22 protein-coding genes are annotated in these 26,993 nt (G+C 54.3%); 21 read left to right on the top strand and 1 reads right to left on the bottom strand.

From position 1 onward, the window contains the following. The first annotated feature begins 59 nt into the window (after positions 1–59). The 16 genes from LWL52_RS05490 to LWL52_RS05415 all read left to right on the top strand — a co-directional run bounded on the left by LWL52_RS05490 (position 60) and on the right by LWL52_RS05415 (position 19,195). Entirely contained in the window at positions 60–2,669 is a 2,610-nt protein-coding gene (locus LWL52_RS05490; RefSeq protein WP_242917695.1) for a M1 family aminopeptidase, read from the top strand. A 275-nt stretch (positions 2,670–2,944) separates the two neighbouring features. Then, the gene (locus LWL52_RS05485) at positions 2,945–3,376 is read left to right on the top strand and encodes a CBS domain-containing protein (RefSeq protein ID WP_255748475.1); all 432 of its coding nucleotides are present in this window, start codon (positions 2,945–2,947) and stop codon (positions 3,374–3,376) included. Between the two features lie 71 nt (positions 3,377–3,447). Further along, complete coding sequence (locus LWL52_RS05480) at positions 3,448–3,879, top strand: NADH-quinone oxidoreductase subunit A (protein WP_242917691.1); 432 nt, start codon at positions 3,448–3,450, stop codon at positions 3,877–3,879. An 88-nt stretch (positions 3,880–3,967) separates the two neighbouring features. Further along, positions 3,968–4,606: an NADH-quinone oxidoreductase subunit B gene (locus LWL52_RS05475; protein WP_242917689.1), complete on the top strand. Its 639-nt coding sequence runs from the start codon at positions 3,968–3,970 to the stop codon at positions 4,604–4,606. A 207-nt stretch (positions 4,607–4,813) separates the two neighbouring features. Beyond that, on the top strand, positions 4,814–5,086 hold the full coding sequence (locus LWL52_RS05470; protein ID WP_242917687.1) for a DUF4242 domain-containing protein: 273 nt from the start codon (positions 4,814–4,816) through the stop codon (positions 5,084–5,086). Between the two features lie 97 nt (positions 5,087–5,183). Beyond that, complete coding sequence (gene nuoC / locus LWL52_RS05465) at positions 5,184–6,932, top strand: NADH-quinone oxidoreductase subunit C/D (RefSeq protein ID WP_242917685.1); 1,749 nt, start codon at positions 5,184–5,186, stop codon at positions 6,930–6,932. 86 nt (positions 6,933–7,018) lie between these two features. Beyond that, a complete protein-coding gene (gene nuoE, locus LWL52_RS05460; protein WP_242917683.1) occupies positions 7,019–7,483 on the top strand; it encodes an NADH-quinone oxidoreductase subunit NuoE in 465 nt (154 codons plus the stop codon). 18 nt (positions 7,484–7,501) lie between these two features. Continuing rightward, positions 7,502–8,797: an NADH-quinone oxidoreductase subunit NuoF gene (gene nuoF / locus LWL52_RS05455; RefSeq protein ID WP_242917681.1), complete on the top strand. Its 1,296-nt coding sequence runs from the start codon at positions 7,502–7,504 to the stop codon at positions 8,795–8,797. Next, entirely contained in the window at positions 8,779–11,514 is a 2,736-nt protein-coding gene (nuoG, locus tag LWL52_RS05450) for an NADH-quinone oxidoreductase subunit NuoG (protein WP_242917679.1), read from the top strand. Before nuoF ends, nuoG begins: the two co-directional genes overlap by 19 nt. Continuing rightward, positions 11,484–12,446 carry an NADH-quinone oxidoreductase subunit NuoH gene (gene nuoH, locus LWL52_RS05445; RefSeq protein WP_242917677.1) on the top strand — a complete coding sequence of 321 codons (963 nt, stop codon included), beginning with the start codon at positions 11,484–11,486 and terminating at the stop codon, positions 12,444–12,446. Before nuoG ends, nuoH begins: the two co-directional genes overlap by 31 nt. Before the next feature lie 475 nt (positions 12,447–12,921). Next, entirely contained in the window at positions 12,922–13,437 is a 516-nt protein-coding gene (gene nuoI, locus LWL52_RS05440; RefSeq protein WP_242917675.1) for an NADH-quinone oxidoreductase subunit NuoI, read from the top strand. Between the two features lie 5 nt (positions 13,438–13,442). Next, entirely contained in the window at positions 13,443–13,973 is a 531-nt protein-coding gene (nuoJ, locus tag LWL52_RS05435; protein WP_242917673.1) for an NADH-quinone oxidoreductase subunit J, read from the top strand. Between the two features lie 11 nt (positions 13,974–13,984). Beyond that, the gene (gene nuoK / locus LWL52_RS05430; RefSeq protein ID WP_242917671.1) at positions 13,985–14,278 is read left to right on the top strand and encodes an NADH-quinone oxidoreductase subunit NuoK; all 294 of its coding nucleotides are present in this window, start codon (positions 13,985–13,987) and stop codon (positions 14,276–14,278) included. 6 nt (positions 14,279–14,284) lie between these two features. After that, positions 14,285–16,171, top strand: coding sequence for an NADH-quinone oxidoreductase subunit L (gene nuoL / locus LWL52_RS05425; protein ID WP_242917669.1), 1,887 nt, complete (start codon positions 14,285–14,287; stop codon positions 16,169–16,171). After that, positions 16,168–17,748 carry an NADH-quinone oxidoreductase subunit M gene (gene nuoM, locus LWL52_RS05420; protein WP_242917667.1) on the top strand — a complete coding sequence of 527 codons (1,581 nt, stop codon included), beginning with the start codon at positions 16,168–16,170 and terminating at the stop codon, positions 17,746–17,748. Before nuoL ends, nuoM begins: the two co-directional genes overlap by 4 nt. A gap of 13 nt (positions 17,749–17,761) precedes the next feature. Further along, positions 17,762–19,195 carry an NADH-quinone oxidoreductase subunit N gene (locus LWL52_RS05415; protein WP_242917665.1) on the top strand — a complete coding sequence of 478 codons (1,434 nt, stop codon included), beginning with the start codon at positions 17,762–17,764 and terminating at the stop codon, positions 19,193–19,195. A gap of 75 nt (positions 19,196–19,270) precedes the next feature. Here LWL52_RS05415 and LWL52_RS05410 read toward each other — a convergent pair whose 3' ends face one another. Further along, positions 19,271–19,708, bottom strand: coding sequence for an acyl-CoA thioesterase (locus tag LWL52_RS05410; RefSeq protein ID WP_242917663.1), 438 nt, complete (start codon positions 19,706–19,708; stop codon positions 19,271–19,273). Positions 19,709–19,956: 248 nt separating this feature from the next. Between LWL52_RS05410 and LWL52_RS05405 the strand changes: the two genes are divergently transcribed. From LWL52_RS05405 to LWL52_RS05385, 5 genes are all read left to right on the top strand, one after another. After that, positions 19,957–20,430, top strand: coding sequence for a GbsR/MarR family transcriptional regulator (locus LWL52_RS05405; protein WP_242917661.1), 474 nt, complete (start codon positions 19,957–19,959; stop codon positions 20,428–20,430). A 76-nt stretch (positions 20,431–20,506) separates the two neighbouring features. After that, positions 20,507–21,856: a TolC family protein gene (locus tag LWL52_RS05400; RefSeq protein ID WP_242917658.1), complete on the top strand. Its 1,350-nt coding sequence runs from the start codon at positions 20,507–20,509 to the stop codon at positions 21,854–21,856. 27 nt (positions 21,857–21,883) lie between these two features. Next, positions 21,884–22,939 carry an efflux RND transporter periplasmic adaptor subunit gene (locus tag LWL52_RS05395; protein WP_242917656.1) on the top strand — a complete coding sequence of 352 codons (1,056 nt, stop codon included), beginning with the start codon at positions 21,884–21,886 and terminating at the stop codon, positions 22,937–22,939. A 311-nt stretch (positions 22,940–23,250) separates the two neighbouring features. Then, the gene (locus LWL52_RS05390; protein WP_242917654.1) at positions 23,251–26,439 is read left to right on the top strand and encodes an efflux RND transporter permease subunit; all 3,189 of its coding nucleotides are present in this window, start codon (positions 23,251–23,253) and stop codon (positions 26,437–26,439) included. 101 nt (positions 26,440–26,540) lie between these two features. Continuing rightward, a complete protein-coding gene (locus LWL52_RS05385; protein ID WP_242917652.1) occupies positions 26,541–26,795 on the top strand; it encodes an acyl carrier protein in 255 nt (84 codons plus the stop codon). The last annotated feature ends 198 nt before the right edge of the window (positions 26,796–26,993 follow it).

The raw sequence follows: 26,993 nt of genomic DNA, 5'->3' as shown, positions 1-26,993 counted from the left end.
GCGGCGCGGGTCCGCCAGTGCTTGCAAGATATAAGTATAACTTCGTACTTTAGCCAGGTATGATAAACAGCTTTTGTAAATCGATTTCGATAGGTCTGCTGGCGCTTGGTGTCGCTTCTTTTGCTTCCTGCACAAACAAGATGCCGGCTGCCAGCCCCGTGCCGGTGGTAGCAGGCGTTTCGGAGCAACTGGCCGCAGACCGCAAAGAACGGCTGCGCCACGTGGCCTATACTTTGGCCTTCACGGTTCCGGAAAATAAAGAAGCCCCTATTCCGGCCACCGAAACCATCACCTTCACTTTGCTGGATAACAAAAGGCCGCTCCAACTGGACTTTAAAGAAAAGACCGACCACCTGCAGCAAGTGGTTGTCAACAACAAAGCGATCGCTATTGTGCACCAGCAGGAGCACCTGCTTATTCCGGCGCAGTACCTAAAAAAGGGCACCAACCAGGTCGCTATCCGGTTTGTAGCCGGCGATCTGTCGCTCAACCGCAGCGACGACTATCTTTATACTTTGCTCGTACCCGACCGCGCACGCACGGTATTCCCTTGCTTCGATCAGCCGAACCTGAAAGCGACCTTCACCTTTTCGCTCACGCTGCCCAGGAACTGGCACGCGCTAGCCAACGGACCGCTGCAGGACTCGGTGGTGCAGGCGCAAAGTAAAACCTACCACTTCGCCCCGTCCGACACCATTAGCACCTACCTTTTTTCGTTTGCAGCAGGCAAATTCAGCCAGCTGACACAGACGGAAAAGGGCAGCACCATGCACTTTTACCACCGCGAAACTGACTCTGCTAAGATCGCGCAAAGTATAACGCCTATCTTCCGGATTCACCGGGATGCGCTCAGGTTTATGGGCGATTATACCGGCATTCCGTACCCGTTCAAAAAATTCGACTTTGTAGCCATACCTGATTTCCAGTACGGCGGCATGGAGCATGTGGGCGCTATCCAGTACAGGGCCTCCTCGCTTTTCCTGGACGAAGGCGCGACGCAGGATCAGAAAATAGCCCGCTCCAATCTCATCTCGCACGAAACGGCGCACATGTGGTTCGGCGACCTGGTGACGATGCAGTGGTTCAATGATGTATGGACCAAAGAGGTGTTTGCCAATTTTATGGCCGACAAGATCACGCAGGTGTCAATGGCCGATGCCAACTATGACCTTAAGTTCCTGGTTGATCATTTTCCGGCTGCTTACGGCGTGGACCGCACTACTGGTGCCAACCCCATCCGCCAGCCGCTTGACAACCTGCAGGATGCAGGCTCCATGTATGGCAACATCATCTACCACAAAGCACCCGTGATGATGCGGCAGCTGGAGCGGCTCATGGGCCAGGAGGCTTTCCGGAAAGGATTGCAGCAATACTTACAAACGTATTCCTATGGCAATGCCACCTGGCCCGACCTGATCGGGATACTAGATGCCAACACGCCCGCTGACCTGCAGGCCTGGAACCAGGTATGGGTGAACGAGCCCGGCCGGCCTGTGTTTGACTATAAGCTTGTGCTGAAGGATGGCAAAATTGCGGACCTTACCCTCTCGCAGCAGCCCGAGGCCGGGGCGCCGCGCCTGTGGCCGCAGTTCTTTGAAGTTTCTCTTGTGTACCCCGACCACACCCGGGAGTTGACCGTGAACATGAACCAGCAAACTGTGCACCTGGCGGAAGCGACAGGAGCCCCGGCGCCGCAATTCATCCTTTTTAATTCGTCAGGGCAGGGTTATGGCGTTTTTCCGGTAGATGCGCAGCTTACCAGGGGCCTCTACGCACTGCAAGACCCGGTGGCGCGCGCATCGGCGTATATTAGCTTTTATGAGAACATGCTCAATGGCCGCTACATCAAACCTGCGCAGTTGCTGCAACTGTACCGGGGCGGCTTAGCCAAAGAAACTGAAGAACTAAACCTCAAACTGCTCACCGGCCAGCTTAGTGATATTTACTGGAAGCTGCTGTTGCCCGCGCAACGGCAACAGCTGGCTGCCGGCCTGGAGCAGGATCTCTGGAACGCCCTGCAGCACACCACCTCCGCCAACGCTAAAAAGCTGCTGTTTAAAACTTACCAGAGTATCGCGCTGACGCCAAAGGCCCAGCAGCGCCTTTACCTGGTATGGCAAAAGCAGGAAGCACCCGCCGGCGTAAAGCTTGCCGAAGACGATTATACCTCGCTGGCCCTGACGCTGGCCGTGCGGGACTACCCGGACTCCAAAGCCATACTTGAAACGCAGCTGGCGCGCATCAAAAACCCGGACCGTAAAAAGCGGCTGGAATTTATGCTGCCTGCACTCTCGTCCGATGAACAGGTGCGCGATGCTTTTTTTGCTTCGCTGCTGGACGCCCGTAACCGGGAGAAAGAATCATGGGTGCTAGGCGCGCTGGCGTATCTGCACCACCCGCTACGCACGGCCACTTCGGAAAAATACCTGCGCCAGAGCCTCGACGTGCTCGAAGAGATACAGCTCACCGGCGACATCTTCTTTCCCTATAGCTGGCTGCAGGCAACGCTGGGCGCGTACCAAAGTCCGGCTGCCGCGCAGGTGGTGCGTACGTTTTTGCAGGAGCACCCGGCTTATAACCCGAAGCTAAAAGCCAAAATACTGCAGGCTGCCGACGACGTGTTCCGGGCCGAAAAACTGATGGATGCCCGGCAACCGCTGCTGGATTAAGCCAGTTCCATACTTGTAGCAGTACCCCTAATAAGCCGGGGTTTATACTTTTGTACATTAGCTACAGACGTATAAACCCCGGTTCTGCTTCTCTCCTATCCTGTTCAGACGGCGCTTACTGCACCTATCCCATTCACATCCAGGCATTTTCATATGTAAATAATTAAATAAAAATATAAAATTTTACCAAAATTCATTACCTACTTAAAATAATTATCCGTATACAAAATTAAATTATTTGAATACACCACTTTTTTAGCCGGAAGGGAGGAAAAATGGGCACCGTCAGGAGCATTTTGCAAATGAAGAACAACAGGATTGTTTCTGTTGAACCGGTTTCAACTGTTTATCAAGCACTTGAAACGATGGTGGAAAATAATGTGGGCGCCTTGCTGGTGGTAGATGCCGGCCGGTTTGTGGGCATCTTCACGGAACGCGACTACGCCCGCAAAGTGATCCTAAAGGGCAAAGCCTCCCGGGAGACCCTGGTGAAAGAGATCATGAGCGAGCATCCCCTCGCCGTCTCACCTGCCGACACGGTAGAGAAATGCATGCAGCTGATGACAAACAAGTTCATCCGCCACTTACCCGTTCTGGAAAATGACAACCTTGTCGGCCTGGTCTCTATCGGCGACATTGTAAAATATATCATTGACGAACAGAAGTATATTATCGAGAACCTGGAGCACTACATATCAGGCCAGTAATACACGTTCGCACTGCTGTAAAACCTTTCATTCAGTTTCGTTAAATCTATCCCGCGGGAGGCGGAGAAGTGATGTATGCTGCCATTCAAAATACGACGGTATTGTGGCCCCTGCTGGTGTATGGGGCTATTGTGCTGAGCCTGGTGCTGGTTATACTGGGCCTCTCCTACGTGTTGGGCCAGCGCCACAATGCGCGCGCCACCGGCGAGCCTTACGAGGGCGGCATCCTGAGCACCGGCGGGGCACGCCTGCGCTTCTCCTCGCAGTTTTACCTGGTCGCCATGCTCTTTGTCATATTTGATGTCGAGACGATCTTTATCGTTTCCTGGGCTATCGCATTCCGCGACCTGGGCTGGTACGGCTACCTGGGCGTGCTGGCCTTTATCCTGCTGCTGGGTGTGGTGCTGGTCTATGAGTGGCGCAACGGCGCCTTGGATTTCGGCCCGGACGGGCAAAAGATCCTGCAGGCCTATAAGAAGCTGATGCAAAAGCCGACGGCCTAAGTTTGAAAAAAGACGATTTGACATAGGACAGAATTCCACTGGTTTTATTTTGTCTGGACTAATAACGAACACCTAACAACGAAAAACCATGAAATGGTGGCTCACCAAACCCAATGAACCGGTAACCCCGGTAACCGGCACCAGCTCTTACGAGGAAACGGTGCAGCAGAGCGTGATGCTGAGCACCGTGCAGGATCTGCTGGCATGGGGCCGGAAGAACTCGATGTGGCCCTTCCATTTTGGCCTTTCGTGCTGCTTTGTGGAAATGGCCACCAGCATGACGCCCAAGTATGACCTGGCCCGTTTTGGAGCCGAAGTAATTCGCGGCACCCCGCGCGAGGCCGACGTGATGATCATCGCCGGCACGGTGTTCATTAAAATGGCCCCCATCATCAAACGCCTGCACGAGCAGATGATGGAACCAAAATGGGTGATCTCGATGGGCTCCTGCGCCAACTCCGGCGGCATGTATGATATCTACAGCGTGGTGCAGGGCGTGGACAAATTTCTGCCGGTAGATGTGTACGTGCCCGGCTGTCCGCCCCGACCCGATGCCTTTATGGAAGGCCTGATGCTGTTAGCTGAACGGGTAGGCAAAGAGCGACGCCCGCTCAGCTGGACCATTGGTGAGCAAGGCGTGATACGGCCGGAGAAAGAAGAAGTAAAAGCCCGCAAACGCGAACGCTGGGACAGTATGACCGATTTTCGCTCCCCGGACGAAATTTGAAATCAGTTAAGAGTTGAGAGTTAAAAGTTAAGAGTGAAGGGTTCCGTTCTACTTGGTTCACTGCTCTTTTGGATTTGCAATCCGAAAGTAAAGTAACCGCGGATCTGTGATCCGCAAGAGCAAAAGCAAGCGCTCAAAGTAAAAAGGGAATCTGCAAATCACTAATAACAGTAGTTTTTAAGGCAATATTTAAACTATAAATCAAGTATGCCAAAGTATGTAATTGAACGGGAAATTCCCGACGCGGGCAAATTGACAGCCGACCAGTTAAAAGGTATTTCGCAAACTTCGTGTGGCGTGCTCAGCAACATGGGTCCTCAGATTCAGTGGGTACAAAGCTATGTGACCGGCGATAAGATCTATTGCATTTACAACGCACCCAATGAAGAGATGGTGAAGGAACATGCCCGGCAAGGGGGATTTCCGGCCAACAGCGTCAGCCAGGTAAAGGCCATCATTGATCCAACAACGGCTGAATAGCTGCCTTAGATTACTTTACTCTACTTATCATAAATTATCAAATACAGGAAAGTGTAGCATGAGTTAGCATTTTACGGGCATTTACTAATTCCTACCAATGGAAAACGGAAGCGGCATTGTTGAACAATTGCAGTCGCGGTTCGGGGCAGATACGTTTACCCCACAAACGACCCGGGATGAGATCCTCACCCTCTGGATGCCTCATGAAAAAATCATGGAGGTGCTCACCTACCTTAAAAAAGAGATCCCGCAGCCTTTCCTCCTGCTTTTCGACCTGACGGCCATAGACGAGCGGACCCGCAAAAGAGAGAACGGCCACGCTCCCTACGCGTTTACCATCATCTACCATCTCTTCTCTTTTGAGCGCAACAGCTTTATCCGGTTAAAGGTGGGTTTCCGCCATGAGTTCCCGACTGTGCCCAGCATCAGCAGCCTGTGGGCCAATGCCAACTGGTACGAGCGCGAAGTATACGACATGTTCGGCATCCGTTTTGAAGGCCACCCGCACCTGGCGCGCATTCTGATGCCACGCACCTGGGTAGGCCACCCGCTGCGCAAAGAGCATCCGGCGCGCGCCACCGAAATGGGTCCTTTCCAGCTTTACGACGACAAACTAGACCTGGAACAGGCCGCCCTGCAGTTTCACCCCGAGGAATGGGGCCTGCAGCGGCAGAGCGAGGACAGCGATTTCATGTTCCTCAACATCGGGCCACAACACCCCGGCACACACGGCGTGCTGCGCATCATTTTGCAGCTGGACGGCGAAGATATTGTGGATGCTGTACCCGACATCGGATTCCACCACCGTGGAGCCGAGAAAATGGGCGAGCGGCAATCCTGGCATACGTACATTCCTTATACCGACCGGGTGGATTACCTGGGCGGCGTGATGAACAACCTGGCCTACCTGTTGGCCGTGGAAAAACTGGCCGGCATCGAGGTGCCCGAACGCGTGAAGGTGATCCGGGTGATGCTCTGTGAACTTTTCCGGATTGCCAGTCACCTGGTATGGTATGGCACCTTTGCCCAGGACGTGGGCCAGCTCTCGCCGGTGTTTTACATGTTCACCGACCGCGAAAAGATCTTCGATATTGTGGAGGCCGTCACGGGCGGGCGCATGCACCCCAACTGGTTCCGCATTGGGGGCTTGTCGCAAGACCTGCCCAAGGGCTGGGAGACGCTGGTGCAAAGCTTTCTCGACTACTTCCCTAAGCGCCTGAAAGAGTATGATGGCCTGGTGATGAAGAACAGCATCTTTAAGGCACGCACCAAAGGCATCGGCATTTTCACGAAAGACGAGGCCATTGAATGGGGTGTAACCGGCCCGAACCTGCGCGCCTGCGGCTTTGAATGGGATTTCCGTAAACAACGTCCCTACTCTGGCTACGAGCAGTTTGACTTTGAAGTGCCTGTGGCTGCGAACGGCGACTGTTACGACCGGGCGCTGGTGCGGGTGGAGGAAATGCGCCAGAGCCTGCGTATCATCGACCAGTGCCTTCACAACATGCCCGAAGGATCTTATAAAGCCACGCACCCGCTGGCCACACCACCTGCCAAACAACAGACCATGCACGATATTGAAACGCTGATCACCCATTTTCTGGGCGTGAGCTGGGGGCCGGTCATTCCGCCCGGCGAGGCCATGAGCTGCATCGAAGCCACCAAAGGCGCTAACGGCTATTACCTAACCAGCGACGGCAACACGTCGCCCTACCGGGTACGCATCCGCACGCCTTCCTTCCCGCATATGCAGATGCTGCCCTACATCAGCAAAGGCTATTCGGTAGCCGACCTGCTCTCCATACTGGGCGCCATGGACTATGTGCTGGCCGATATTGACCGGTGATAAGCGCACGAATTCTGAGTGCCGAGTTCTGAGTTGAAAAAACTAAAAAGTCTAGCGTCTAACGTCTTGATACTAACATCTAAAGTATGCTGACCACCGAGGAAATACAAAAGATCAACCACGAGATCAGCCAGGTGCCTTCGCCGAAGAACGCCTGCATTGAGGCCCTGAAGATCGTGCAGCAAAACGACGGCTGGGTATCAGATGAGCGCCTGCAGGACGTGGCCGCGTACGTGGGCATGTCTACAGCAGAGCTCGACAGCGTAGCGACGTTTTACAACCTGATCTTCCGGCAACCGGTGGGCCGCCATGTCATACTTCTTTGCGACAGTATCAGTTGCTACGTAATGGGCTACGAAGACCTCCGCGATCACCTATACAACAAACTCAGCATTCAATATGGACAGACCACTGCGGATGGCCGCTTCACCCTGCTCCCCAACTGCTGCCTGGGCACCTGCGACTGTGCTCCTGCCCTTATGATCGACAACGACCTGTACCGTAACCTGACGGTGGAACAACTGGATGAGATCCTGAACAAGTATACCTAAAAACCAAAGCGGGCGCCTATGGAGAAGCCCCTTACCCAACACATTGTACCGGGCCGCCAGCCCCTCAGCTTAAAAGAGTATGAGCAGGTGGGCGGCTACCAGTCGGTGCGTAAGGTATTCAAAGAAATGACGCCTGCCGAGGTGCAGACGCTGGTGAAAGACTCGAACCTGCGCGGCCGTGGTGGTGCGGGCTTCAACACGGGCCTAAAATGGAGCTTTGTGCCCATGGGGCCGGACGCAGCCACACCAAAATACCTGGTCGCGAACGCCGACGAAATGGAGCCCGGCACCTTTAAAGACCGCCTGCTGCTGGAGGGCAATCCTCATCAGCTCATCGAAGGGATGATCGTGGCGGCGTATGCCATTCAGGCAAGTATAAGCTACGTGTTTCTGCGCTGGGCTTACAAACTGGCCGCTCAGGAAATTACAAAAGCTATACACGAGGCCTACGAAGCAGGCTACCTGGGCAAAAACATACTTGGCTCCGGCTTCGACCTGGAAATGCATTTGCATACCGGCGTGGGCCGCTACATGTGCGGCGAGGAAACGGCCCTGCTCAATGCCCTGGAAGGCAAGCGCGCTAACCCCAGAGCCAAACCGCCCTTCCCGCAAGTCAGCGGGCTTTTTGGCAAGCCCACCATCGTCAACAACGTGGAGACGCTTTGCAACCTACCTCATATTGTGAACAAGGGTGCCGAATGGTTTAAAAAGCTGGGCTTAACCGAAGATGCCGGCACCAAGCTCTACGGTGTAAGCGGCCGCGTGAAAACGCCCGGCTGCTGGGAGCTGCCCATGGGCATTACCATCCGCGAGTTGCTCGAAGATTATGCCGGCGGCATGCAGGACGGTTACCTCTTCAAAGGTTTGCTGCCAGGCGGCGCCTCCACCGACTTCCTGGTTGCTGAACACCTCGACCTGCCCATGGATTATGGCGCCATTCAGGCAGCCGGAAGCCGGCTAGGTACGGGCACGATGATCATCCTGGACGACCAGACCTGCCCGGTAGGCTTTGTGCACAACCTGCAGCACTTCTTTGCGCAGGAGTCTTGCGGTTTCTGCACCCCCTGCCGCGAAGGATTGCCCTGGGTAGAGAAAATACTCCTGGCCATCGACAAAGGCGAGGGCAAACCCGAACACCTGCTCACCCTCGATTTTCATACCAAGTACCTTGGCCCCGGCAACACCTTCTGTGCGCTGGCCCCTGGCGCCATGGAACCCCTGCAGAGCGCTCTGAAATACTTCAGAGAGGATTTTGAACGGCACATTCACGAACACCACTGTCCCTGGAGCAAAGCATGGCAACCATCTATATAGAGAATAAACCCTACGACGTACCGGCAGGCAAGAACCTGCTCGAAACCTGCCTCACCCTCGGCTTTGATCTGCCCTATTTCTGCTGGCACCCGGCTATGGGCTCGGTCGGTGCCTGCCGCCAGTGTGCCGTAAAGGTGTTTAAGGATGAAAACGACACCAAAGGCAAGCTGACGATGTCGTGCATGGAGCCGGTGCGTGACAACCTACGCCTGTCTATCGCTGACATGGAAGCCAAAGAGTTTCGGGCTCACATCATCGGCTGGCTGATGACGAATCACCCCCACGACTGTGCTGTGTGTGATGAAGGCGGCGCCTGCCACCTGCAGGACATGACGGTGATGACGGGACACAATTACCGCGCCTACCGTTTCGACAAGCGCACCTACATCAACCAGTATCTGGGCCCGTTCCTGAACCACGAAATGAACCGCTGCATCCAGTGCTACCGCTGCGTGCGCTACTATAAAGACTATGCCGGCGGCAAAGACCTCGACGTGTTTGCCGCACACAACCATTTATACTTTGGCCGCGCCGAAGACGGCGTGCTGGAAAGCGAGTTCAGCGGCAACCTGGCCGAAGTATGCCCCACCGGCGTGTTCACTGACAAGACACTCAAACAGCACTATACCCGTAAATGGGACTTGACCATGGCGCCCTCGGTATGCCACCACTGCAGCCTTGGCTGCAACACCACCGCGGGCGAGCGGTATGGCACCCTGCGCAACATCACCAACCGCTACAACGGCGAGGTGAATGGCTACTTTCTCTGCGACCGCGGCCGTTTTGGGTATGAGTTTGTGAACAGCGCCGGCCGCATCCGAAAGCCGCTGGTGCGCAGTCAGCTGCCCGAAGCCACCGACAAGTATACAGCCCTGCAGGCCGCCGCACTGGCTGTAAAAGCCGGAAGAGTGATCGGCATCGGTTCGCCGCGGGCTTCGCTTGAATCAAACTTTGTGCTCCGTACACTGGTAGGGGAAGACAACTTTTATGATGGCGTATCGGAAGCCGACCATGACCTGACTTGCCTGGCACTGCAGCTTCTGCGCGAAACGGTAGCACACATCTATTCTTTAAAAGAGGTGGAAAAAGCCGATGCCGTATTTATACTTGGCGAAGACCTTACCAACACCGCGCCCATGCTGGCGCTGGCCGTGCGGCAAGCCGTTAGGCAGCAGCCCCTGCAGGATACTGTGGCCGATGCAAAGCTGCCGCAGTGGCAGGATGCCGCGGTACGGGAGCTGGTGCAATCCGAAAAAGGCCCATTTTTCAGCGCCACTATCAGCCATACCAAACTCGATGAACTGGCCACCCAAACCTATTTTGCCCCGCCCGATGCGATCGCTCGCCTGGGCTTTGCCGTAGCGCACGAGCTTTCTGACGCCTCACCGGCCGTTCCGCATTTAGGGGATGAAGAGCTGGCCCTGGCGCAACAGATTGCGGGAGCCCTGCGATCCGCTAAAAACCCACTCATCATTTCCGGCACCTCTGCTGGCAGCGAGCGCGTAATGAAAGCGGCTGCCAATATTGCCAATGCGTTAGTAGCCAGCGGCAAAGCAGCCGGCCTTGTGCTCACCGTACCGGAGTGCAACAGCCTGGGCCTGGCGCTGCTGAACGGCCATAAAATGACATCTGCGGTGGAAGCGATTGTAAACGGCTATTCCAATACGGCTATCGTGCTGGAAAATGACCTATACCGAAGAGGCGCCGCCGCAGAGGTAACAGCGTTTCTGGACAACTGCCGCCAACTGATCGTGCTGGACCACCTGCACCAGGCTACCACCGAAAAAGCACATGTGCTGTTTCCGGCCGGCACTTTTGCCGAAGCCGATGGCATTCTGGTGAACAACGAAGGGCGGGCGCAACGCTTTTACCAGGTATACCCTACCGGCGAGGACATCCAGGAAAGCTGGCGCTGGCTGGCAGAGATCGGCACCATCATCGCCAACGAGCAGATCAGTAGCTGGCACGGGTATGATGACATTGTGAAGGCTATGGCCACTGAGATACCGGAACTCCAGGGCATTGATTCCCTTGCACCAGCTACCGATTTCCGCATTGCAGGCCAGAAAATTCCGCGGGAGCCCCACCGTTTCAGCGGCCGCACGGCGATGAATGCCAACCGGAACGTAAGCGAGCCAAAACCACAGCAGGACCCCGACTCGCCGCTAACCTATACCATGGAAGGCTACCGCGGGCAGCCCCCCTCTGACCTGATCCCGTTTTTCTGGGCGCCCGGCTGGAACTCCATACAGTCCACCAACAAGTACCAGCAGGAAGTGGGCGGCCACCTCCGCGGCGGCGACCCGGGCCTCCGTTTGCTGGCGCACGCCCCGGCGGCTAACGTGCCGTTTTCGACTGCTGTGCCGCAGGCGTTTCAACCCATGGCCGGCCACCTGTATGCCGTGCCGCTCTACCATATCTTTGGTTCCGAGGAATTAAGCAGCCAGTCCCCTTCCATCATGGAGCGGATTCCGGCGCCGTATGTGGCCCTGAACCCGGCAGATGCGGAGCGAATGAAGCTGGAAGAAGGCCAGTTGCTGAGCTTTTCCATCGAAGGCCAGCGCTACCAGTTACCCGTGAAAATTAATCTGACCATACCGGGTGGCACTGCCGGCATCCCGCAGGGTTTGCCGGGAATACCATTTGCCGAATTACCCGCCTGGGCCATACTTAACAAAGACATAAAATGGAAGCAGCAACCCCAAACTACTTTCTGATCATCGGCGGTGTACTGTTCGTGATGCTGAACGTAGCCGCCGGCCTTATCTGGGTGGAGCGCCGCATGTTGGCCCTTTGGCAGGATCGTTACGGACCAAACCGGGCGGGCCCGTTCGGGCTGTTCATCGTGCTGGCCGACACCATCAAGCTCTTCTTTAAAGAAGACTGGACGCCGCCTTTTGCCGATAAGCCCGTGTTTATACTTGCCCCGGCCATCGTGGTGGTTTCGGTGCTGATGAGCTTTGTGATCATTCCGTTTGCCCCGGGCATCGTGGTGGCAGACCTCAACATTGGGGTACTGTTTTTCCTGGCCATGTCGTCAATGGGCGCTTACAGCATCATCCTGGGCGGTTGGGCCTCCAACAACAAGTATAGCCTACTGGGAGCTATGCGCGGTGCGGCGCAGATGATCTCTTACGAGGTTTTTATGGGCCTGGCGCTGATGGGTGTGGTGCTGCTGAGTGGCTCGTTTAACCTGCACGAGATTGTGGAGGCGCAGCGCGGCATCTGGTACTTCATTCCGCAGTTCGTGGGTTTTCTCATTTTCCTGATTGCGGGTATTGCCGAAACACACCGCCTGCCTTTTGACATTCCGGAAGCGGAAAGCGAGCTGGTGGCTGGTTTCCACTCCGAATATTCGGGTATGAAGTTCGGCATGTTCTTCATCGGCGAGTACATGGGCATCACGCTCATCTCCTGCCTGGTAGTGGCCTTATACTTTGGTGGGTGGCTGGGACCCGATTTCCTGCCGCCGGTCGCCTGGTTTGCCATTAAAACGGCCATTTTCATTTGCTTCTTTATTCTGCTGCGCGCCTCCATGCCCCGCCCCCGGTACGACCAGCTAATGGAATTTGGCTGGAAGATCCTGCTCCCGCTGACACTGGTAAACCTGCTGGTGACAGCTGGCGTGGTGCTGTGGATGGAAAGGTGAATTTTGAATGCTGAATGACTGAATGTTGAATAACTGAAATATATACCCTTTAACGCTCTTTCATTAGCTCTTTCGGATTTGCAATCCGAAAATTTCATAATCGCGGATCTGTGATCCGCAAGAGCAAAAGGCCATGACAGGTTAGAAAAAGTGGCTTGCAAATCCGGAACAGCAAAAAGTGGTGCTGTGGATGGGTGAGAGCTCATAATCCAACCACCCCTACTCCTCCTTGTCTAAGGAGGGGAGTCTGGAATTACTAGTTGAAAAGGTATTCATAACAGTAGGGTTGATTGAGGGATAAGAAGATAGATAACAATAAATAAAGCTTGTGCTACAGAACAACTCAGGAGTAGAAGCAAGATAAAGCTCCCCGCCTGGGGGTAGGGGCCCTCGAAATGGATAAGGAGAGTTAGGGGTGGTTGGACCCGGCACAGCTTAAAGTATAAAAAGAAACTATAAACCGAAAGGAGCAGCTATGTTTAGTTTAATCCGCAGCATGTGGCTCACGTTTTTGCACGCCTTCCACAAGCGCGACACCATCCAGTACCCCGAGCAGAAGGCCATCCTGCCGACACGGTGGCGCGGCCGCATTGTGCTGACGCGCGACCCCGACATGGGCGAACGCTGCGTGGCCTGCAACCTGTGCGCCGCCGCCTGCCCCGTAGACTGCATTGCGCTACAGGCTACTGAAGACGAGACAGGCCGCCGCTACCCCGCCTTTTTCCGCATCAACTTCTCACGCTGCATTTTCTGCGGTTTCTGCGAAGAGGCCTGCCCCACTTATGCCATCCAGCTCATCCCGGATTTTGAAATGGGCGAGTATGACCGCCAGAACCTGGTGTTCGAGAAAAAGGACCTGCTCATAAACGGCCAGGGCAAATACCACGGCTACAACTACTATAAGGTAGCAGGTATGGCCATTGGTGGCAAAGGAAAAGGCGAAGCCGAGAACGAAGCGCCCCCGGTAAACATCAAAAGTTTAATCCCCTAACGCGTATGGAACTAACATTTTACATCGCCGCGGCCGTGGCCATACTTGCCACCATCATGGTCATCACACGCTACAACATGGTGCATGCGCTGCTTTACCTGGTGGTGTCGTTTCTGGCTGTATCGGTGGTCTTCTTCACGCTGGGCGCTCCGTTTATGGCTGCCCTGGAGATCATCATTTACGCCGGCGCCATCGTGGTGCTCATCATTTTCGTGATCATGATGCTGCACCTCAACGAGGAAGCCGAGCGGCAGGAAGCAGCCTGGCTCAAACCCTCGGTGTGGGTGGGGCCGGCCCTGCTGTGCCTGGTGCTGTTGGCCGAGCTGGCTTATATCGTACTGGCGGTGGGCACGCCGGCCGTTGCGCCGCAGGCCGTGGATGCGCGGCAGGTGGGGCTGGCGCTGTTCGGCCCCTATGTGTTGGGCGTGGAACTGAGCGGCATGTTGCTGATGGCCGGTATTGTGGGCGCCTACCACCTGGGCCGGCAGCAGAAAAAAGTGGTACACCGCTTTCTAGAAAGGAGCGCAGCCGCATGAGCCCCGTACCCATGGAAGCCGGATTGCTGCTGGCAGGCATCCTGTTTATGCTCGGGCTGATTAGTGTGCTTATCCGGCGTAACATCATCTTCATGCTCCTGTCGGTAGAGATCATGCTGAATGCCGCCGGGCTGGCCTTTATTGTGGCAGGCACGCGCTCGGCGCAACCCGACGGGCAGGTGATGTTCATCTTTATACTGACCATGGCCGCCGCCGAAGTATCGGTGGGCCTGGCGCTGATCCTGCAGCTTTACCATCGCCTGAAAACCCTGGACAGCGATGCCGCAAACAAGATGAGAGGATAAACGACTATGGAAAACTTACTCTGGCTCATACCCGCCCTGCCTTTTGCCGGCGCCCTGCTGCTGGTCCTCTTTGGCTCCCGTTTATCCCGCCCGCTGGTAGCTGCCATCGGGGTGGGCAGCGTAGGCCTTTCTGCCCTGCTCACGCTGCTGCTGGGCCTGCAGTTTCTTTCGGAGCGGCCGGCTTTTTATCACCAGCAGGTATGGCAATGGTTTGAGGTAGCCGGTTTCAACCCCTCCGTGGCTTTTCACCTGGATGCGCTTGCGATGGTGTTCATCTTTGTGATCACTTTTGTGGGCTCTCTCATCCACCTCTACGCCACAGCCTACATGGCCGATGATGCGGACTTCTCCCGCTTTTTTGCCTGCATGAATCTGTTTGTGGGATCGATGCTGGTGCTGGTACTAGCCGACAACCTGCTGCTTTTATACTTAGGCTGGGAGGGCGTGGGCTTGTGCAGCTACCTGCTCATCGGCTTCTGGTATAAAAACCCGGCAAACGGCTATGCCGCCCGCAAAGCCTTCCTCATTACCCGCGTAGGCGATACAGCGCTGGCCATCGGGCTGTTCCTGCTCTTCCAGCTGTTTGGCACGCTGCACATCCAGAGCATTGCATCGGAAGCAATGCAGGTATGGGACAAAGGAGCGCCGATGGCGGTGTTGGTGGCCTTTCTGCTGCTGGGTGGCGCTGTGGGCAAGTCGGGCCAGCTGCCGCTGCAAACGTGGCTGCCGGATGCCATGGCCGGTCCGACGCCGGTTTCGGCCCTCATCCATGCAGCCACCATGGTTACGGCCGGCGTGTACCTGATCGCCCGCATGCACGTTATTTTTGCACTGGCCCCGGCTGCGCAACTGGCTGTGAGTGTGATCGGGGCGGCAACCCTGCTGCTGGCCGGCTTCTCAGCCCTGACCCAATACGACCTGAAACGCGTGCTCGCCTACTCCACCATCAGCCAGATCGGGTATATGTTTCTGGCGCTGGGCGTAGGAGCCTGGTCAGCGGGCATCTTCCATTTCATGATCCATGCCTTTTTTAAAGCGCTGCTTTTCCTCTGCGCCGGGGCCATCATTCTTGCCCTGCACCACGAGCAGGACATGCGCAAAATGGGCGGCCTGCGCGAAAAAATGCCGGTCGTGTTCTGGACCTTTTTAATTGGCGCTGCCTCGCTGGCAGCAGTGCCCCTGGTAACAGCCGGCTTCTACAGCAAAGACCAGATCCTGTGGCTGCAACTGGCCGGCGAGAACGGAAACATTGGGCTATACTTAGCGGGCTTGCTGGGGGCCTTAATCACCTCCATTTATACCTTCCGGATGGTGTTCATGACCTTTTTCGGAACGGGCAAAACGCACCTGGAGCACCCGCCCGGCAAGGTCATTACCGTTCCCTTGATCATCCTGGCGATCCTTTCAGTCGTGGGCGGTTTTATCGAGCTGCCCCACAATTTCGGGCATCTGACGCTGTTCTCCGATCTGCTGGCGCCGGTGCTGCCTGCCGTGGCGATAAACGAAAGTATGGCCGCGTCGGAATGGCTCTTCCAGCTGCTGGCGGCCGTGGTTTCGCTTAGCGGTATTTTTGTAGCGTACCTGTTCTACATTGCCAAACCCGCCCTGCTCACAAGTATAGAGCGCTCCGGCGCGGCCATGGCGCTCCACCGCTTCTGGCATGCCGGCTGGGGCTTTGATAAACTCTACGATACCCTGCTGGTGCGTCCGTACGTGTACCTGGCCAACCTCAACAAACGCGATGTGATTGATGCCTTTTACAGTTTCCTCACCGACCTGGCCGAGGCGCTCCACATCATGCTGGCCCAGACCCAGAACGGCGTGCTGCGCAACTACATCATGGGCGTTGTGGTGGGCGCTGTGGCTATTTTAACCTTAAGCTTACTCCTATGATACTGGCCTGGATGCTTGTGATTTTGATGGCAGGCGGACTGCTGGCCTGGCTGGCGCAAAGATGGCACACTGCCCTCCCCCGCTGGATAGCGTTAGCTGCCGTAGCCGCGGACTTTATACTTGCGCTTTCTCTTTGGGCGCAAACGCCAGAGCTAAGTATAACCACGTCTCCCTGGCTCCTGCGCCTGGAGCTGCCCTGGATCCCGCAGTTCGGCATAAGCTTTAGCCTGGCGCTGGATGGCCTGAGCTTACTGATGCTGCTGCTCACCTTTTTCCTGGGGCTGCTGTGCGTGCTTATTTCTTGGCGCGAGATACAGCACAAGGTCGGCTTCTTTCACTTTAACCTGCTGTGGGCGCTGGCCGGCATCACGGGAGTGTTCCTGACAATGGACCTGTTCCTGTTTTACTTTTTCTGGGAGGTAATGCTGATCCCGATGTATTTCCTGATCGGTATCTGGGGCCATGCCAACCGCATCTACGCCGCTTTTAAGTTCTTCCTCTTCACGCAGGCCAGTGGCCTGCTGATGCTGCTAGCCATAGTGGGCTTATACTTTATACATGGCCAGGTTACCGGCACCTTTACCTTTAGTTACTTTGAACTGCTGCGCACACCGCTCACGCCGGAAGTGGCGCGCCTGCTCATGTTCGGCTTTTTGGCGGCGTTCCTGGTAAAGCTACCGGCGGTGCCGTTCCACTCCTGGCTCCCCGATGCGCACTCCGAAGCGCCTACAGCAGGCAGCGTGCTCCTGGCGGGTTTGCTCCTGAAAACCGGCGCATACGGTTTGCTGCGTTTTGTGCTACCGCTTTTCCCCGGAGCAGCGCAGGAATTTGCACCCTGGGGCCTGCTGCTGGGGGTGATCGGTATTCTGTACGGCGCCATGCTGGCTTATGCGCAAACAGACCTCAAGCGGCTGGTAGCCTATACAAGCGTGAGTCACATGGGCTTTGTGCTGCTGGGCGTGTTTGCCTTTAATACCTGGGCGCTGCAGGGAGTGGTGATGCAGATGATCGCCCACGGCCTGAGCACCGGCGCCCTGTTCATCATCGCCGGTTTCCTGTACGAGCGCCTGCATACTCGCGATATCCGGCAGATGGGCGGTCTGTGGCCCGAGGCGCCAAAAATGGGCGTGGTGATGCTGGTCTTTGTCATGGCCTCGCTGGGCCTGCCGGGGCTTGGTAACTTTATTGCTGAATTCCTCACGCTGGTGGGCGTCTGGCAGGCCAACCGCTGGCTCACTGTTTTTGCCACCATTGGTCTTGTACTGGCCACGGCCTACTCGCTGCGCATGATGCAGAAGGTATTTCTGGGACCCGCCCGCGAGGCACAGCCCATACTGGCAGACCTGAACCTGCGCGAAATGCTGATCGCTGTGCCCCTGGTGGTGCTTATACTATGGCTGGGCCTGTTTCCGCAACCTGTATTAGATACGGCGCTGCCAGCTATTAGAGGCCAGTTGGAAGCATATCATGAGCCGGACCAGAAACAGGAGCCGGTTATTTCGCAGGTAATGCCGCATGTGGCTCTGCCCGATTCAACCCGTTTTTCCCTGAAAGGAGGTATCTATGCGCCAAAGTGATTTCCTTTACCTCATGCCCCTTCTCATTTTAGTGGTGGCCTCGCTGATCACCATGCTCATCATTGCCTTTAAACGGAACCATCGGGCTATTTTTGTCGTCACGGCGCTTTCGTTTCTGGCGTCGGCCGTTTCGCTGTTCTGGCTCAAAGACCGGCTACCCTACAGTATGCCGCCGCTTTTTATACTTGATGGCCTGGCCGTGTTTTACATGGGGCTGATGCTGCTGCTTTCGCTGGTCATCAGTTTGCTCTCGTATGCTTATTTCGAGCAGCGCGAGGAGCGGAAAGAAGAGTATTACATTTTGCTGCTGCTGGCAACGCTGGGTTCCTGCGTACTGGTGATCAGCACGCACTTTGCCTCGCTGTTCCTGGGGCTGGAGGTGCTCAGCGTATCATTGTATGCGCTGATCGCTTACCTGCGCACCCGCGAGCGCTCCGATGAAGCGGGTATCAAGTACCTTATACTTGCCGCGCTTTCCTCGGCTTTTCTACTTTTTGGCATGGCTCTGGTGTATGCCAGTACTGGCACCATGTCGTTTTCCGGCATCGGTACGTACCTGGATTCGCTGCAGGAATTACCCCTGCTGCTACTCACGGGCTTTGGGTTGATGATCATCGGCATCGGCTTTAAACTGGGCATTGTGCCCTTCCATATGTGGACACCCGATGTGTACGAAGGTGCGCCGGCCCCTGTCACGGCCTTTATTGCCACCGTATCCAAAGGTGGAATGCTGGGGCTGCTGCTGCGCTTTTTTACGCAGGCCGACGCGTACCGCTACCCCGTACTGGTGCTCATCTTTACCATCATTGCTATTGCGTCGATGTTTGCCGGCAACCTGCTGGCTTTGATGCAGCAGAACGTAAAACGCATCCTGGCTTATTCTTCTATTGCGCACCTGGGCTACCTGCTGGTAGCCTTTCTGGCAGGCAACGAGCTGGGCATGGAGGCCGTTTCTTTTTACCTGGTGGCCTACACCATTACCAGCGTGGGGGCCTTTGGCGTGATTGTGATCCTCTCGGATGAGGAACGCGATGCCGAACTGCTGGAAGATTACCGGGGCTTGCTGTGGCGGCGACCCTGGCTAGCCACTGTGTTCACGGCCATGCTGCTCTCGCTGGCTGGCATCCCGCTCACAGCCGGCTTTATTGGCAAGTTTTACATCCTGGCAGCAGGCATCAACACGCAGCTCTGGCTGCCAGTGGTGATCCTTGTGATCAACAGTGTGATCGGTTTATACTACTACATCCAGATTATTGCGGTCATGTTTCAGCAGCCGGACCCCGAAAAGGCACTCCTGGAAAAGCTCTCCCCTCCCGCCTATCTTACCAGCATCGGCACCATTAGCATCATGGCCCTGCTGCTGCTCTGGCTCGGTGTGTACCCGGCCAGCGTGGTAGACGTGATCCGGGAAATGCTCCTCTCCTTTTCCACGCTCGCCAGCCGTTAACAAATTGTTATTGACAATTATAAGCAGCAAATAACGGAATTGTTACCAAAGCAGTTTGCCGCTCACGGCGCTGGTCTAGCCGGGGAGCTCTTCATAATCGGTACTATGAGGCAGGTGGGCAAATTGGGTGGCCAGGTGTTCGGGCAGCACGGTTAGTTTGCGCTTCTGCGTGTCGAGCCAGGCGCCATCTACGTTCAGAACAGCCGCTTTTACGCCATCTGCCTTAAAGATCTCGTGCCGGATGGACCAGCGCGATCCGTTCGGGCGGCTCTTTGTCAGCACAGTGGTCACGGTCAGGGTTTCGTTTATACTTACCTCCCGCAAATACACGGTTTCTTCGCGGAACAGAATCGGGCCGATGTGCTGTGTATGAAAAACCGTGATATCCAGCCCCAGTTCGTCGAGTATTGCAATACGGGCCTGCGCTGCGAAATCAGCGTAGGCCGAGTGACGCATGTGCCCGTTCGGGTCCAGGTGCGACCACATTACTTTGCCTTGGTAGGTATGTGCCATTGTTTAGTTTTGGGTAAGGCCGGTGTAAAGGTTACGTCCGCTACAAAGATAAGCCTGTTGCTTCAGGCAGGTATAGCTGCCAGTGTGTTTCTTTCCGAGGGGTTCATACGAAAAGATTTGAATTAAGTATCCGAACCAGCTAAAAGGGAGCCTAGGAAAATATTTTATACTTTTGGTTCTTTAATTTGTGAACTAAGAGAACTATACCTTACCTTTGCACTGTTCTATAAAAGAACAAAGGTACAAAAATGATAAAACTGGACGACACAAAACGCGCATTAATCGAGAAGGTCGGCATTTTCCACGAAGGAATTGGCCTGCAGCCTGCAGCCAGCCGCGTGCTGGGCCTGCTGTACGTGTCAGACTGCACGGAGCTAACCTTCGACGAGATCCGCGAAGCCCTGGCCATCAGTAAAAGTGCCGCCAGCAACGCTATTAACCTGCTACTGCAGCTCAATCGGCTGGAGTACACCACGTTTGCCGGCGACCGCAAACGCTATTTCCGGTTAAAGCTTTCCCGCTGGCGCGAATTCATGACCAAGGAAATCGATAATCTGACTGCTTTTGAAGCCACCCTGCGCGAGGTGCTGTCTATCCGGACCCCGGAAACAAAAGCCTATAATCAGAGCATCCATGAGTTAGCAGACTTTTTGAACTACCTGCACTCCGAACTTCCGGGGCTGCTGGAACGCTGGGAACAAAGTAAAAAAGCAACTGCCTAAGCTAATTTTTTGCTTAAGTAGTTCAGTAAATTCAGAACAAAACAGATTGAACAAGACCATTAAAACCATACCTACTGTGATTAAGAAATATTTAGCCGTTGGCTTACTGTCGCTGTTCTTGCAACCGGCCTTTGCGCAGGACCAGCAAGTTGGCACTACCGATCCGCTTACCTTGCAGGAGGCCGTAAAGTATGCCATCACGCATAACGAAGATGTAGCAAAAGCTACGTTAGACCAGCAGATCGGGGACCAGAAAGTACGCGAAGCCAAAAGCAGCGGCCTGCCCCAGATAAACGGTTACGGCAGCCTGGACTACTATCCTGCCTTACCCACACAGATCCTGCCCGGTGCCCTAGCAGGCCAGGAGAAGGACATTGCCGTGAAGTTCGGCAAAGACTTTAACTCCTCTGCCGGACTGGAGTTTACGCAGATGCTTTTCAGCAAATCATACTTTGTGGGACTTGAGGCTGCCAAAAGCTCCAAAGACCTCTACCGCCTGCGTGCCGAAATGGCGCAGGAAGATGTAATCTATAATGTGGGCACTGCCTACTTCCAGGTGTTGCAGACTAAAGAACAGTTCGGGAACATCAATGCCAACCTCGAAAAGCTGGCCCAGCTCGAAAAGATACTCGATCTGCAGTACAAGAACGATATGGTAAAGAAGGTGGATGTGAACAAGGTGAAGGTGAACATCGCCAACCTGAAAACGCAGAAAGAAGCCCTGACCACCGCGCTGGAACAGCAGAAGAATATGCTCAAGTTTTTTATGGGCATGCCGCTGGAGCAGGAAATCGACCTGAGTGATGCGACCATTTCGCTGGACGAAGTAGCGCCTGTGGTGCCCGGTGCTGGCGAGGGAAACCAGAACAGAATACAACTGCAACTGCTGCAGAAACAAAAAGAACTTACCAACCTGCAGGCCCAGAACATCAAGGCCGGCTATTACCCCAGCCTGTCGGCTTACGGCCGCTATGGCTACCAGGTGCAGCGCGACGATCTGTTCAGCAACGAACAGCCGTGGTTTGCCTCTTCGGTGGTGGGGCTGAAACTGAGCGTGCCCATCTTTGATGGCTTGCGGAAAGATTCCCAGATAAAGCAGTCGCAGCTCGAAATACAGAAGCTCGACATGGACATCCAGAAGTTCAATAAAAACACGCGTGTGGAGTTGACAAACGCCATCAGCCAGATGCAGAACAGCCAGAACGCCATTGCCGCACAGGCCGATAATGTGAACCTGGCCCAAGAAGTATACGACACCACGAACAAACTTTACAAAGAAGGCATCTCGCCACTGACTGACCTGCTGGATGCGGAAGTAGCGCTGCGCGAAGCCAAAACCAACCTAAACAAGGAAAAACTTAAATACCAGGTTGCCCAGCTAAGCTATCTGAAAGCCCAGGGAAATTTAGAAACACTAAGCAAGTAGTATCATAAAAGGACACAAACACTAAAAATGAAGAAGGTAATCTATATCGTAGTTGTGCTGGTTGTTTTAGCCGCTGTTGGCTTTAAACTGATGAACAACAAAGAGCAAATGGCAGCAAATGCAGCAGTAGCAGACATCAAGAGCGATGCTATTCCGGTTGCTGTTACAGGAGTGACATCGGCAAAGCTGGATAAGTCGTTTACGGCACAAGGTAATTTTGCCCCTATCCAGAGCCTGACGTTAATGTCGGAAACAACCGGACAGGTACAGAAGGTGCTTAAGCGCAAAGGCGATAAAGTAAAAGCCGGCGACCTGCTGCTGCAGGTAGAAAGCAATACCATGGCTGCCGACCTGGCAACTGCGCAAACCAACGCCGAGAAAGCCAAGCGTGACCTGGAGCGTTTCGAGAACCTGGCGGAAGGCGATGCCATCACGAAAAGACAACTGGAAGATGCCCGTCTGGCAGCTAAATCGACGCAGGCACAACTAGTGGCTGCCCGCCAGCGCCTGACCAAGACCCGCATCACTGCTCCTATCAACGGTGAGATCAACGAGATCTACGTGGAAGTTGGTTCTTACCTGGGTATGGCGACCAAGCTGTATGACATCGTAAATGTGGACAAGCTCAAGCTGCAGGTGAAGGCTTCTGAAAGGGAAGTGCTGCTGATCAACAAAGGCGATAAAGTGACCGTGAAAGCCAATGCAGGATCTGGTGAGGAGTATGAAGGCGTAGTGACTGCCATTGCGGCCCAGGCCGATCCGAGCCTGAAGTTTGACGTGGAAATTGAAGTAAAGAACGCTGCCGGCAATAACCTGCGCGCCGGCATGTATGGCACCGCATACTTTGAAGTAGATGACCAGCGCGATGCAACGCTTTTACCACGCGAAGCCATTGTGGGTAGCATCCAGAACCCAAGTGTGTTTGTGGTAAACAATGGCGTAGCCAATGCCCGCAAAGTGAAGGTTGGTGTGGTGACACAGGACAAGGTAGAGATACTGGATGGCGTGAAACCAGGCGAACAGGTGGTGAGAAGCGGCCAGATCAACCTGCGCGATGGCATTAAAGTAACGTTGCTGAAGTAAAATCTGCCTCGACCATCATCCCCCTACCCCCTTCAAAGGGGGACATTGCAGGCTGCTACTCTTCCATTTGTCATCCTGGAAGGATCTTGGGGGAGAGCTCTTAAGCAAGAGCTAAAAAGTAAATGCTTTAGTCAAAGCAACCTCTGCTCTTTCGGATTTGCAATCCGAAAGGATGATACCCGCAGAATTTTATTCTGCAAAAGCAAAGGCAGCAGCTAGAGTTAAAAAGCGGATTACATAGCTCCGGATTGCAAATCCGAAGCAGCAAAAGTTAGAATGGCAATAACTTCTTTTAAAAGAGAATCTATAAAATGAACATAACCAAATTATCAATCCAACGATCGACCCTGGTGGTGGTGGTTTTTACCGTCCTCACGCTGCTTGGGGTGGTGAGTTACCAGTCGCTTAACTACGAGCTGTTGCCCAAGTTCAACCCGCCGGTGTTAACCATCAGTACCGTATACCCGGGTGCTTCGCCAAACGAGGTAGAGAACTCCGTCACGAAAGAGATCGAAGACGCGCTTGCCTCCCTGGAGAACGTGAAAGAGATGAAGAGCACCTCGCTGGAGAGCTTCTCAATGATCGTGATCAACCTGAACCAGGGCACCGATGTAGACCTGAGCTTGCAGGAGGCACAGCGTAAGATCAACACCATTCTGGCCAGGCTGCCGGAAGATGCGGATGCGCCCACGCTGAACAAATTCGACCTCGACGATTTGCCTATCATCAAGATGGGAGCTACCGCCAACATGACGCCGACCGAGTTCTATGACCTGATCGATAACAAAATCAAGCCGGAACTGTCACGCATACAAGGTATGGCGGCCATTAAAATTCTGGGTGGCCAGGAACGCGAGATCAAAGTAAACCTGGATGCCAACAAACTGGAAGCCTACAACCTGTCTATCCTGCAGGTGCAGCAGAAGATCCGCAACTCCAACCTCGACTTCCCTACCGGAAAGATCAAGCAGGAAAGCGGACAGACGCAGATCCGATTAGCCGGTAAGTTCCAGTCTTTGGAGCAGCTGAACAACCTCATCGTGCGGGAAGATCAGAATGGCATCGTTCGCCTCTCGGACGTGGCCGAAGTACAGGACACGCAAAAGGATATTGAAGTAATGAACCGTATTAACGGCAAAGCTTCAGTAGGTATCACCATCCAGAAACAGTCGGATGCCAATGCGGTGGAAGTAAGCCGCCTGACAAAAGAAGCGCTGGCCCAACTCGAGAAAACCTATGCTTCACAAGGCCTGACATTCAACATTGCCAACGACTCTTCTGACTTTACGCTGGAAGCGGCCGACTCGGTAATACACGACTTAATTATTGCGGTTATACTTGTGGCTGTGGTGATGTTGCTGTTCCTGCACTCGCTGCGCAACGCGGTGATCGTAATGATCTCCATCCCGGCATCGCTGGTAGCTACCTTTATTGCCATGTATTTGTTTGGCTACTCGCTCAACCTGATGTCGCTGCTGGCTCTCTCGCTGGTGGTCGGTATCCTGGTAGATGACGCCATTGTGGTGATCGAGAACATTCACCGCCACATGGAGATGGGCAAAAAGCCGGCACAGGCGGCGTATGACGGTATTCGTGAGATCATGGCAACTGTTACGTCCATCACGCTGGTAATTGTGGTCGTGTTTGTCCCGATCGCGCTTTCTACCGGTCTGGTATCGGACATCCTGCGCCAGTTTGCCGTAGTGGTAGCCGTCGCCACGATGATCTCGCTCTTCGTTGCCTTCACGCTGATCCCGCTGCTGGCCAGCCGTTTCTCCAGACTGGAGCACGTCTCGGATAAGAACATTTTCGGACGCTTTATACTTGCTTTCGAGCGCATGCTGGACAGAATCATCGACGGCTTCACTGCTACCCTGAAGTGGGCTTTTAACCATAAATTCATCACGCTGGCTGTTACCATCCTGCTGCTGGTTGCTTCGTTTGCGCTGGTGCCTATGGGCTTTATCGGTTCGGACTTTATACCTGCCGGCGACCGCGGCGAAGTAAGCTTGCAACTGGAGCTTCCTAAAAACTCCACGGTAGAGCAAACCAACTTTGCTACCCGCCAGGTAGAAGAATACCTGCTTGCCAAGCCCGAAGTAAAGAAAGTATTTACCACGGTAGGTACAACCACTTCGGCACAGGCCGGCCAGAACACAGCCTACAAAGCTGACGTTTCGGTAACGCTGGTGGATGTGAAGGAACGTACGTTTAGCACCGACCAGTTCAGCCGCCAGGCAAAAGCAGATATTGAAAGTAAGATTCCGGATGTGGAAGTAACGCCGGTGCCGGTAGGCCTGGTGGGTAACTCGCAGGCGCCTATCCAGATCATTATTTCCGGCTCTAACCTGGACAGCGTAATGGCTTTCTCGCAGAAGGTAATGGGTATAACGGAAGGTGTAGACGGTACAGCCGACGTGGAGATGTCGGTAGAAGGCGGTAACCCGGAAATTGAGGTGGTAGTAGACCGCGACAAGATGGCCAATGTGGGCATGTCGCTGGAGAGCGTAGGGGCAAGTATGCAGCTGGCCTTTAGCGGTAACTCCGATGTTACTTTCCGTTCCGGTACCGAAGACTATGACATCAACATCCGCCTGGATGAGTTTGACCGCCGCAACGTAACAGACATTGGCAACCTGTCTTTTGTAAATAACAAAGGGCAGATCGTTCGCCTTGGGCAGTTCGCCGATATTCGTCAGTCAACCGGCCCTTCGCAGCTGGAGCGCTTTAACCGCGTAACATCGGTAAACGTGAACTCGCAGGTAATAGGCCGCCCAACCGGCTCGGTAGGTGCGGATATACAAGCCAAGATGGCGGAAGTGAAAATGCCGGCCGGTGTGAGCCTGGAGTATGGCGGTAACCTGAAAAACCAGAGCGAAGGCTTCGGTACGCTGGGTGTTGCTTTGCTGGCTTCCATCATCTTCGTGTACCTGATCATGGTGGCCCTGTACGACTCGTACGTGTACCCGTTGGTAGTATTGTTCTCGATTCCGCTCGCCATCATTGGTGCCTTGCTGGCCCTGGCGCTGGCTTCACAGTCGCTGAGCATCTTCTCCATACTTGGTATTATCATGATGATCGGTCTGGTAGCTAAGAACGCCATTATGGTGGTAGACTTTACCAACAAGCTTAAAGATGAAGGCGTGTTCGTGAAAGACGCCCTGATCGAAGCCGTGCGTATCCGTTTCCGTCCGATCCTGATGACGACGCTGGCCATGGTGATCGGTATGTTGCCGATCGCGCTGGCAGGTGGCTCGGTGGCTGCCACCAAGAATGGCCTGGCCTGGGCGCTGATCGGTGGTCTGAGCTCTTCGATGTTCCTAACGCTGATCGTAGTGCCAATCATCTACTATATCTTCGACCGCATCCTGGCCAGGTTTGGTTTGGATAAGAAAACGAAGATCGAGCTGATCGACAAAACCCAGGAAGAACTCGAACTTGAAACGCTGGCGCTGGAAGAACAGAAAATGAAGCACGCCCACGTTTATGATGAGGTCTAGTTATAATTAAAGATAAAGTGTGGTGAACGTGTGCAAGGTTTTGCCCCTGCTCACGTTTTCCATTCGCTTACTGAAGAAGAATACTTTCAAAACTTTATGCCATGGGCACCCTTCGTATGAACCCATTAGCTATTAAAAATGAAGTGCTGCATATTATCACTTCGCTCAAAAAAGTACATCCCAACCGCCTTAAAAAAGCCAAAGATCTCGACGAGCTGGGCTTTGACAACCTGGATGTGGTAGACATCATCCTGGCGCTGGAGAAAACCTACCAGCTCACCATTCCGGACGAGGTTCCGGTGTATAAGGTGGATGATTTTGTAAACTACATCTACAGCCATAGTACCAAACGGTAAAGAAACACCGGAAATGATAAAAGAGGGGCAGCTAAAGTATTGCTGCCCCTCTTTTTTGTGCCTGCCATCCCTAGGCTGAAGTATAGCTTCCTGCTATCTTCATTTTGTCATCCTGGAAGGATCCTGGTGGCAAACTATAGCTGCTTTGAATAAGTGCAGTTATCCTAGATCAATAAGTATAAAAGAAAATTACCATTA

The sequence above is a fragment of the Pontibacter liquoris genome (assembly GCF_022758235.1).
Lineage (GTDB): Bacteria > Bacteroidota > Bacteroidia > Cytophagales > Hymenobacteraceae > Pontibacter > Pontibacter liquoris.
Note: the sequence above shows the minus strand (reverse complement) of the source record. Positions and strands in the feature narration are given on the sequence as shown.

What these genes read in the sequence shown, in the direction of transcription:
- LWL52_RS05475 (WP_242917689.1), top strand. Translation starts at nt 3,968, where the DNA reads ATGAAATGGTGGCTCACCAAACCCAATGAACCGGTAACCCCGGTAACC.
- nuoI (WP_242917675.1), top strand. Translation starts at nt 12,922, where the DNA reads ATGTTTAGTTTAATCCGCAGCATGTGGCTCACGTTTTTGCACGCCTTC.
- LWL52_RS05485 (WP_255748475.1), top strand. Translation starts at nt 2,945, where the DNA reads ATGGGCACCGTCAGGAGCATTTTGCAAATGAAGAACAACAGGATTGTT.
- nuoL (WP_242917669.1), top strand. Translation starts at nt 14,285, where the DNA reads ATGGAAAACTTACTCTGGCTCATACCCGCCCTGCCTTTTGCCGGCGCC.
- nuoG (WP_242917679.1), top strand. Translation starts at nt 8,779, where the DNA reads ATGGCAACCATCTATATAGAGAATAAACCCTACGACGTACCGGCAGGC.
- nuoH (WP_242917677.1), top strand. Translation starts at nt 11,484, where the DNA reads ATGGAAGCAGCAACCCCAAACTACTTTCTGATCATCGGCGGTGTACTG.
- LWL52_RS05480 (WP_242917691.1), top strand. Translation starts at nt 3,448, where the DNA reads ATGTATGCTGCCATTCAAAATACGACGGTATTGTGGCCCCTGCTGGTG.
- nuoE (WP_242917683.1), top strand. Translation starts at nt 7,019, where the DNA reads ATGCTGACCACCGAGGAAATACAAAAGATCAACCACGAGATCAGCCAG.
- nuoJ (WP_242917673.1), top strand. Translation starts at nt 13,443, where the DNA reads ATGGAACTAACATTTTACATCGCCGCGGCCGTGGCCATACTTGCCACC.
- LWL52_RS05385 (WP_242917652.1), top strand. Translation starts at nt 26,541, where the DNA reads ATGGGCACCCTTCGTATGAACCCATTAGCTATTAAAAATGAAGTGCTG.
- LWL52_RS05410 (WP_242917663.1), bottom strand. Translation starts at nt 19,708, where the DNA reads ATGGCACATACCTACCAAGGCAAAGTAATGTGGTCGCACCTGGACCCG.
- nuoK (WP_242917671.1), top strand. Translation starts at nt 13,985, where the DNA reads ATGGAAGCCGGATTGCTGCTGGCAGGCATCCTGTTTATGCTCGGGCTG.
- LWL52_RS05490 (WP_242917695.1), top strand. Translation starts at nt 60, where the DNA reads ATGATAAACAGCTTTTGTAAATCGATTTCGATAGGTCTGCTGGCGCTT.
- LWL52_RS05395 (WP_242917656.1), top strand. Translation starts at nt 21,884, where the DNA reads ATGAAGAAGGTAATCTATATCGTAGTTGTGCTGGTTGTTTTAGCCGCT.
- LWL52_RS05390 (WP_242917654.1), top strand. Translation starts at nt 23,251, where the DNA reads ATGAACATAACCAAATTATCAATCCAACGATCGACCCTGGTGGTGGTG.
- LWL52_RS05470 (WP_242917687.1), top strand. Translation starts at nt 4,814, where the DNA reads ATGCCAAAGTATGTAATTGAACGGGAAATTCCCGACGCGGGCAAATTG.
- nuoC (WP_242917685.1), top strand. Translation starts at nt 5,184, where the DNA reads ATGGAAAACGGAAGCGGCATTGTTGAACAATTGCAGTCGCGGTTCGGG.
- nuoM (WP_242917667.1), top strand. Translation starts at nt 16,168, where the DNA reads ATGATACTGGCCTGGATGCTTGTGATTTTGATGGCAGGCGGACTGCTG.
- nuoF (WP_242917681.1), top strand. Translation starts at nt 7,502, where the DNA reads ATGGAGAAGCCCCTTACCCAACACATTGTACCGGGCCGCCAGCCCCTC.
- LWL52_RS05405 (WP_242917661.1), top strand. Translation starts at nt 19,957, where the DNA reads ATGATAAAACTGGACGACACAAAACGCGCATTAATCGAGAAGGTCGGC.
- LWL52_RS05415 (WP_242917665.1), top strand. Translation starts at nt 17,762, where the DNA reads ATGCCCCTTCTCATTTTAGTGGTGGCCTCGCTGATCACCATGCTCATC.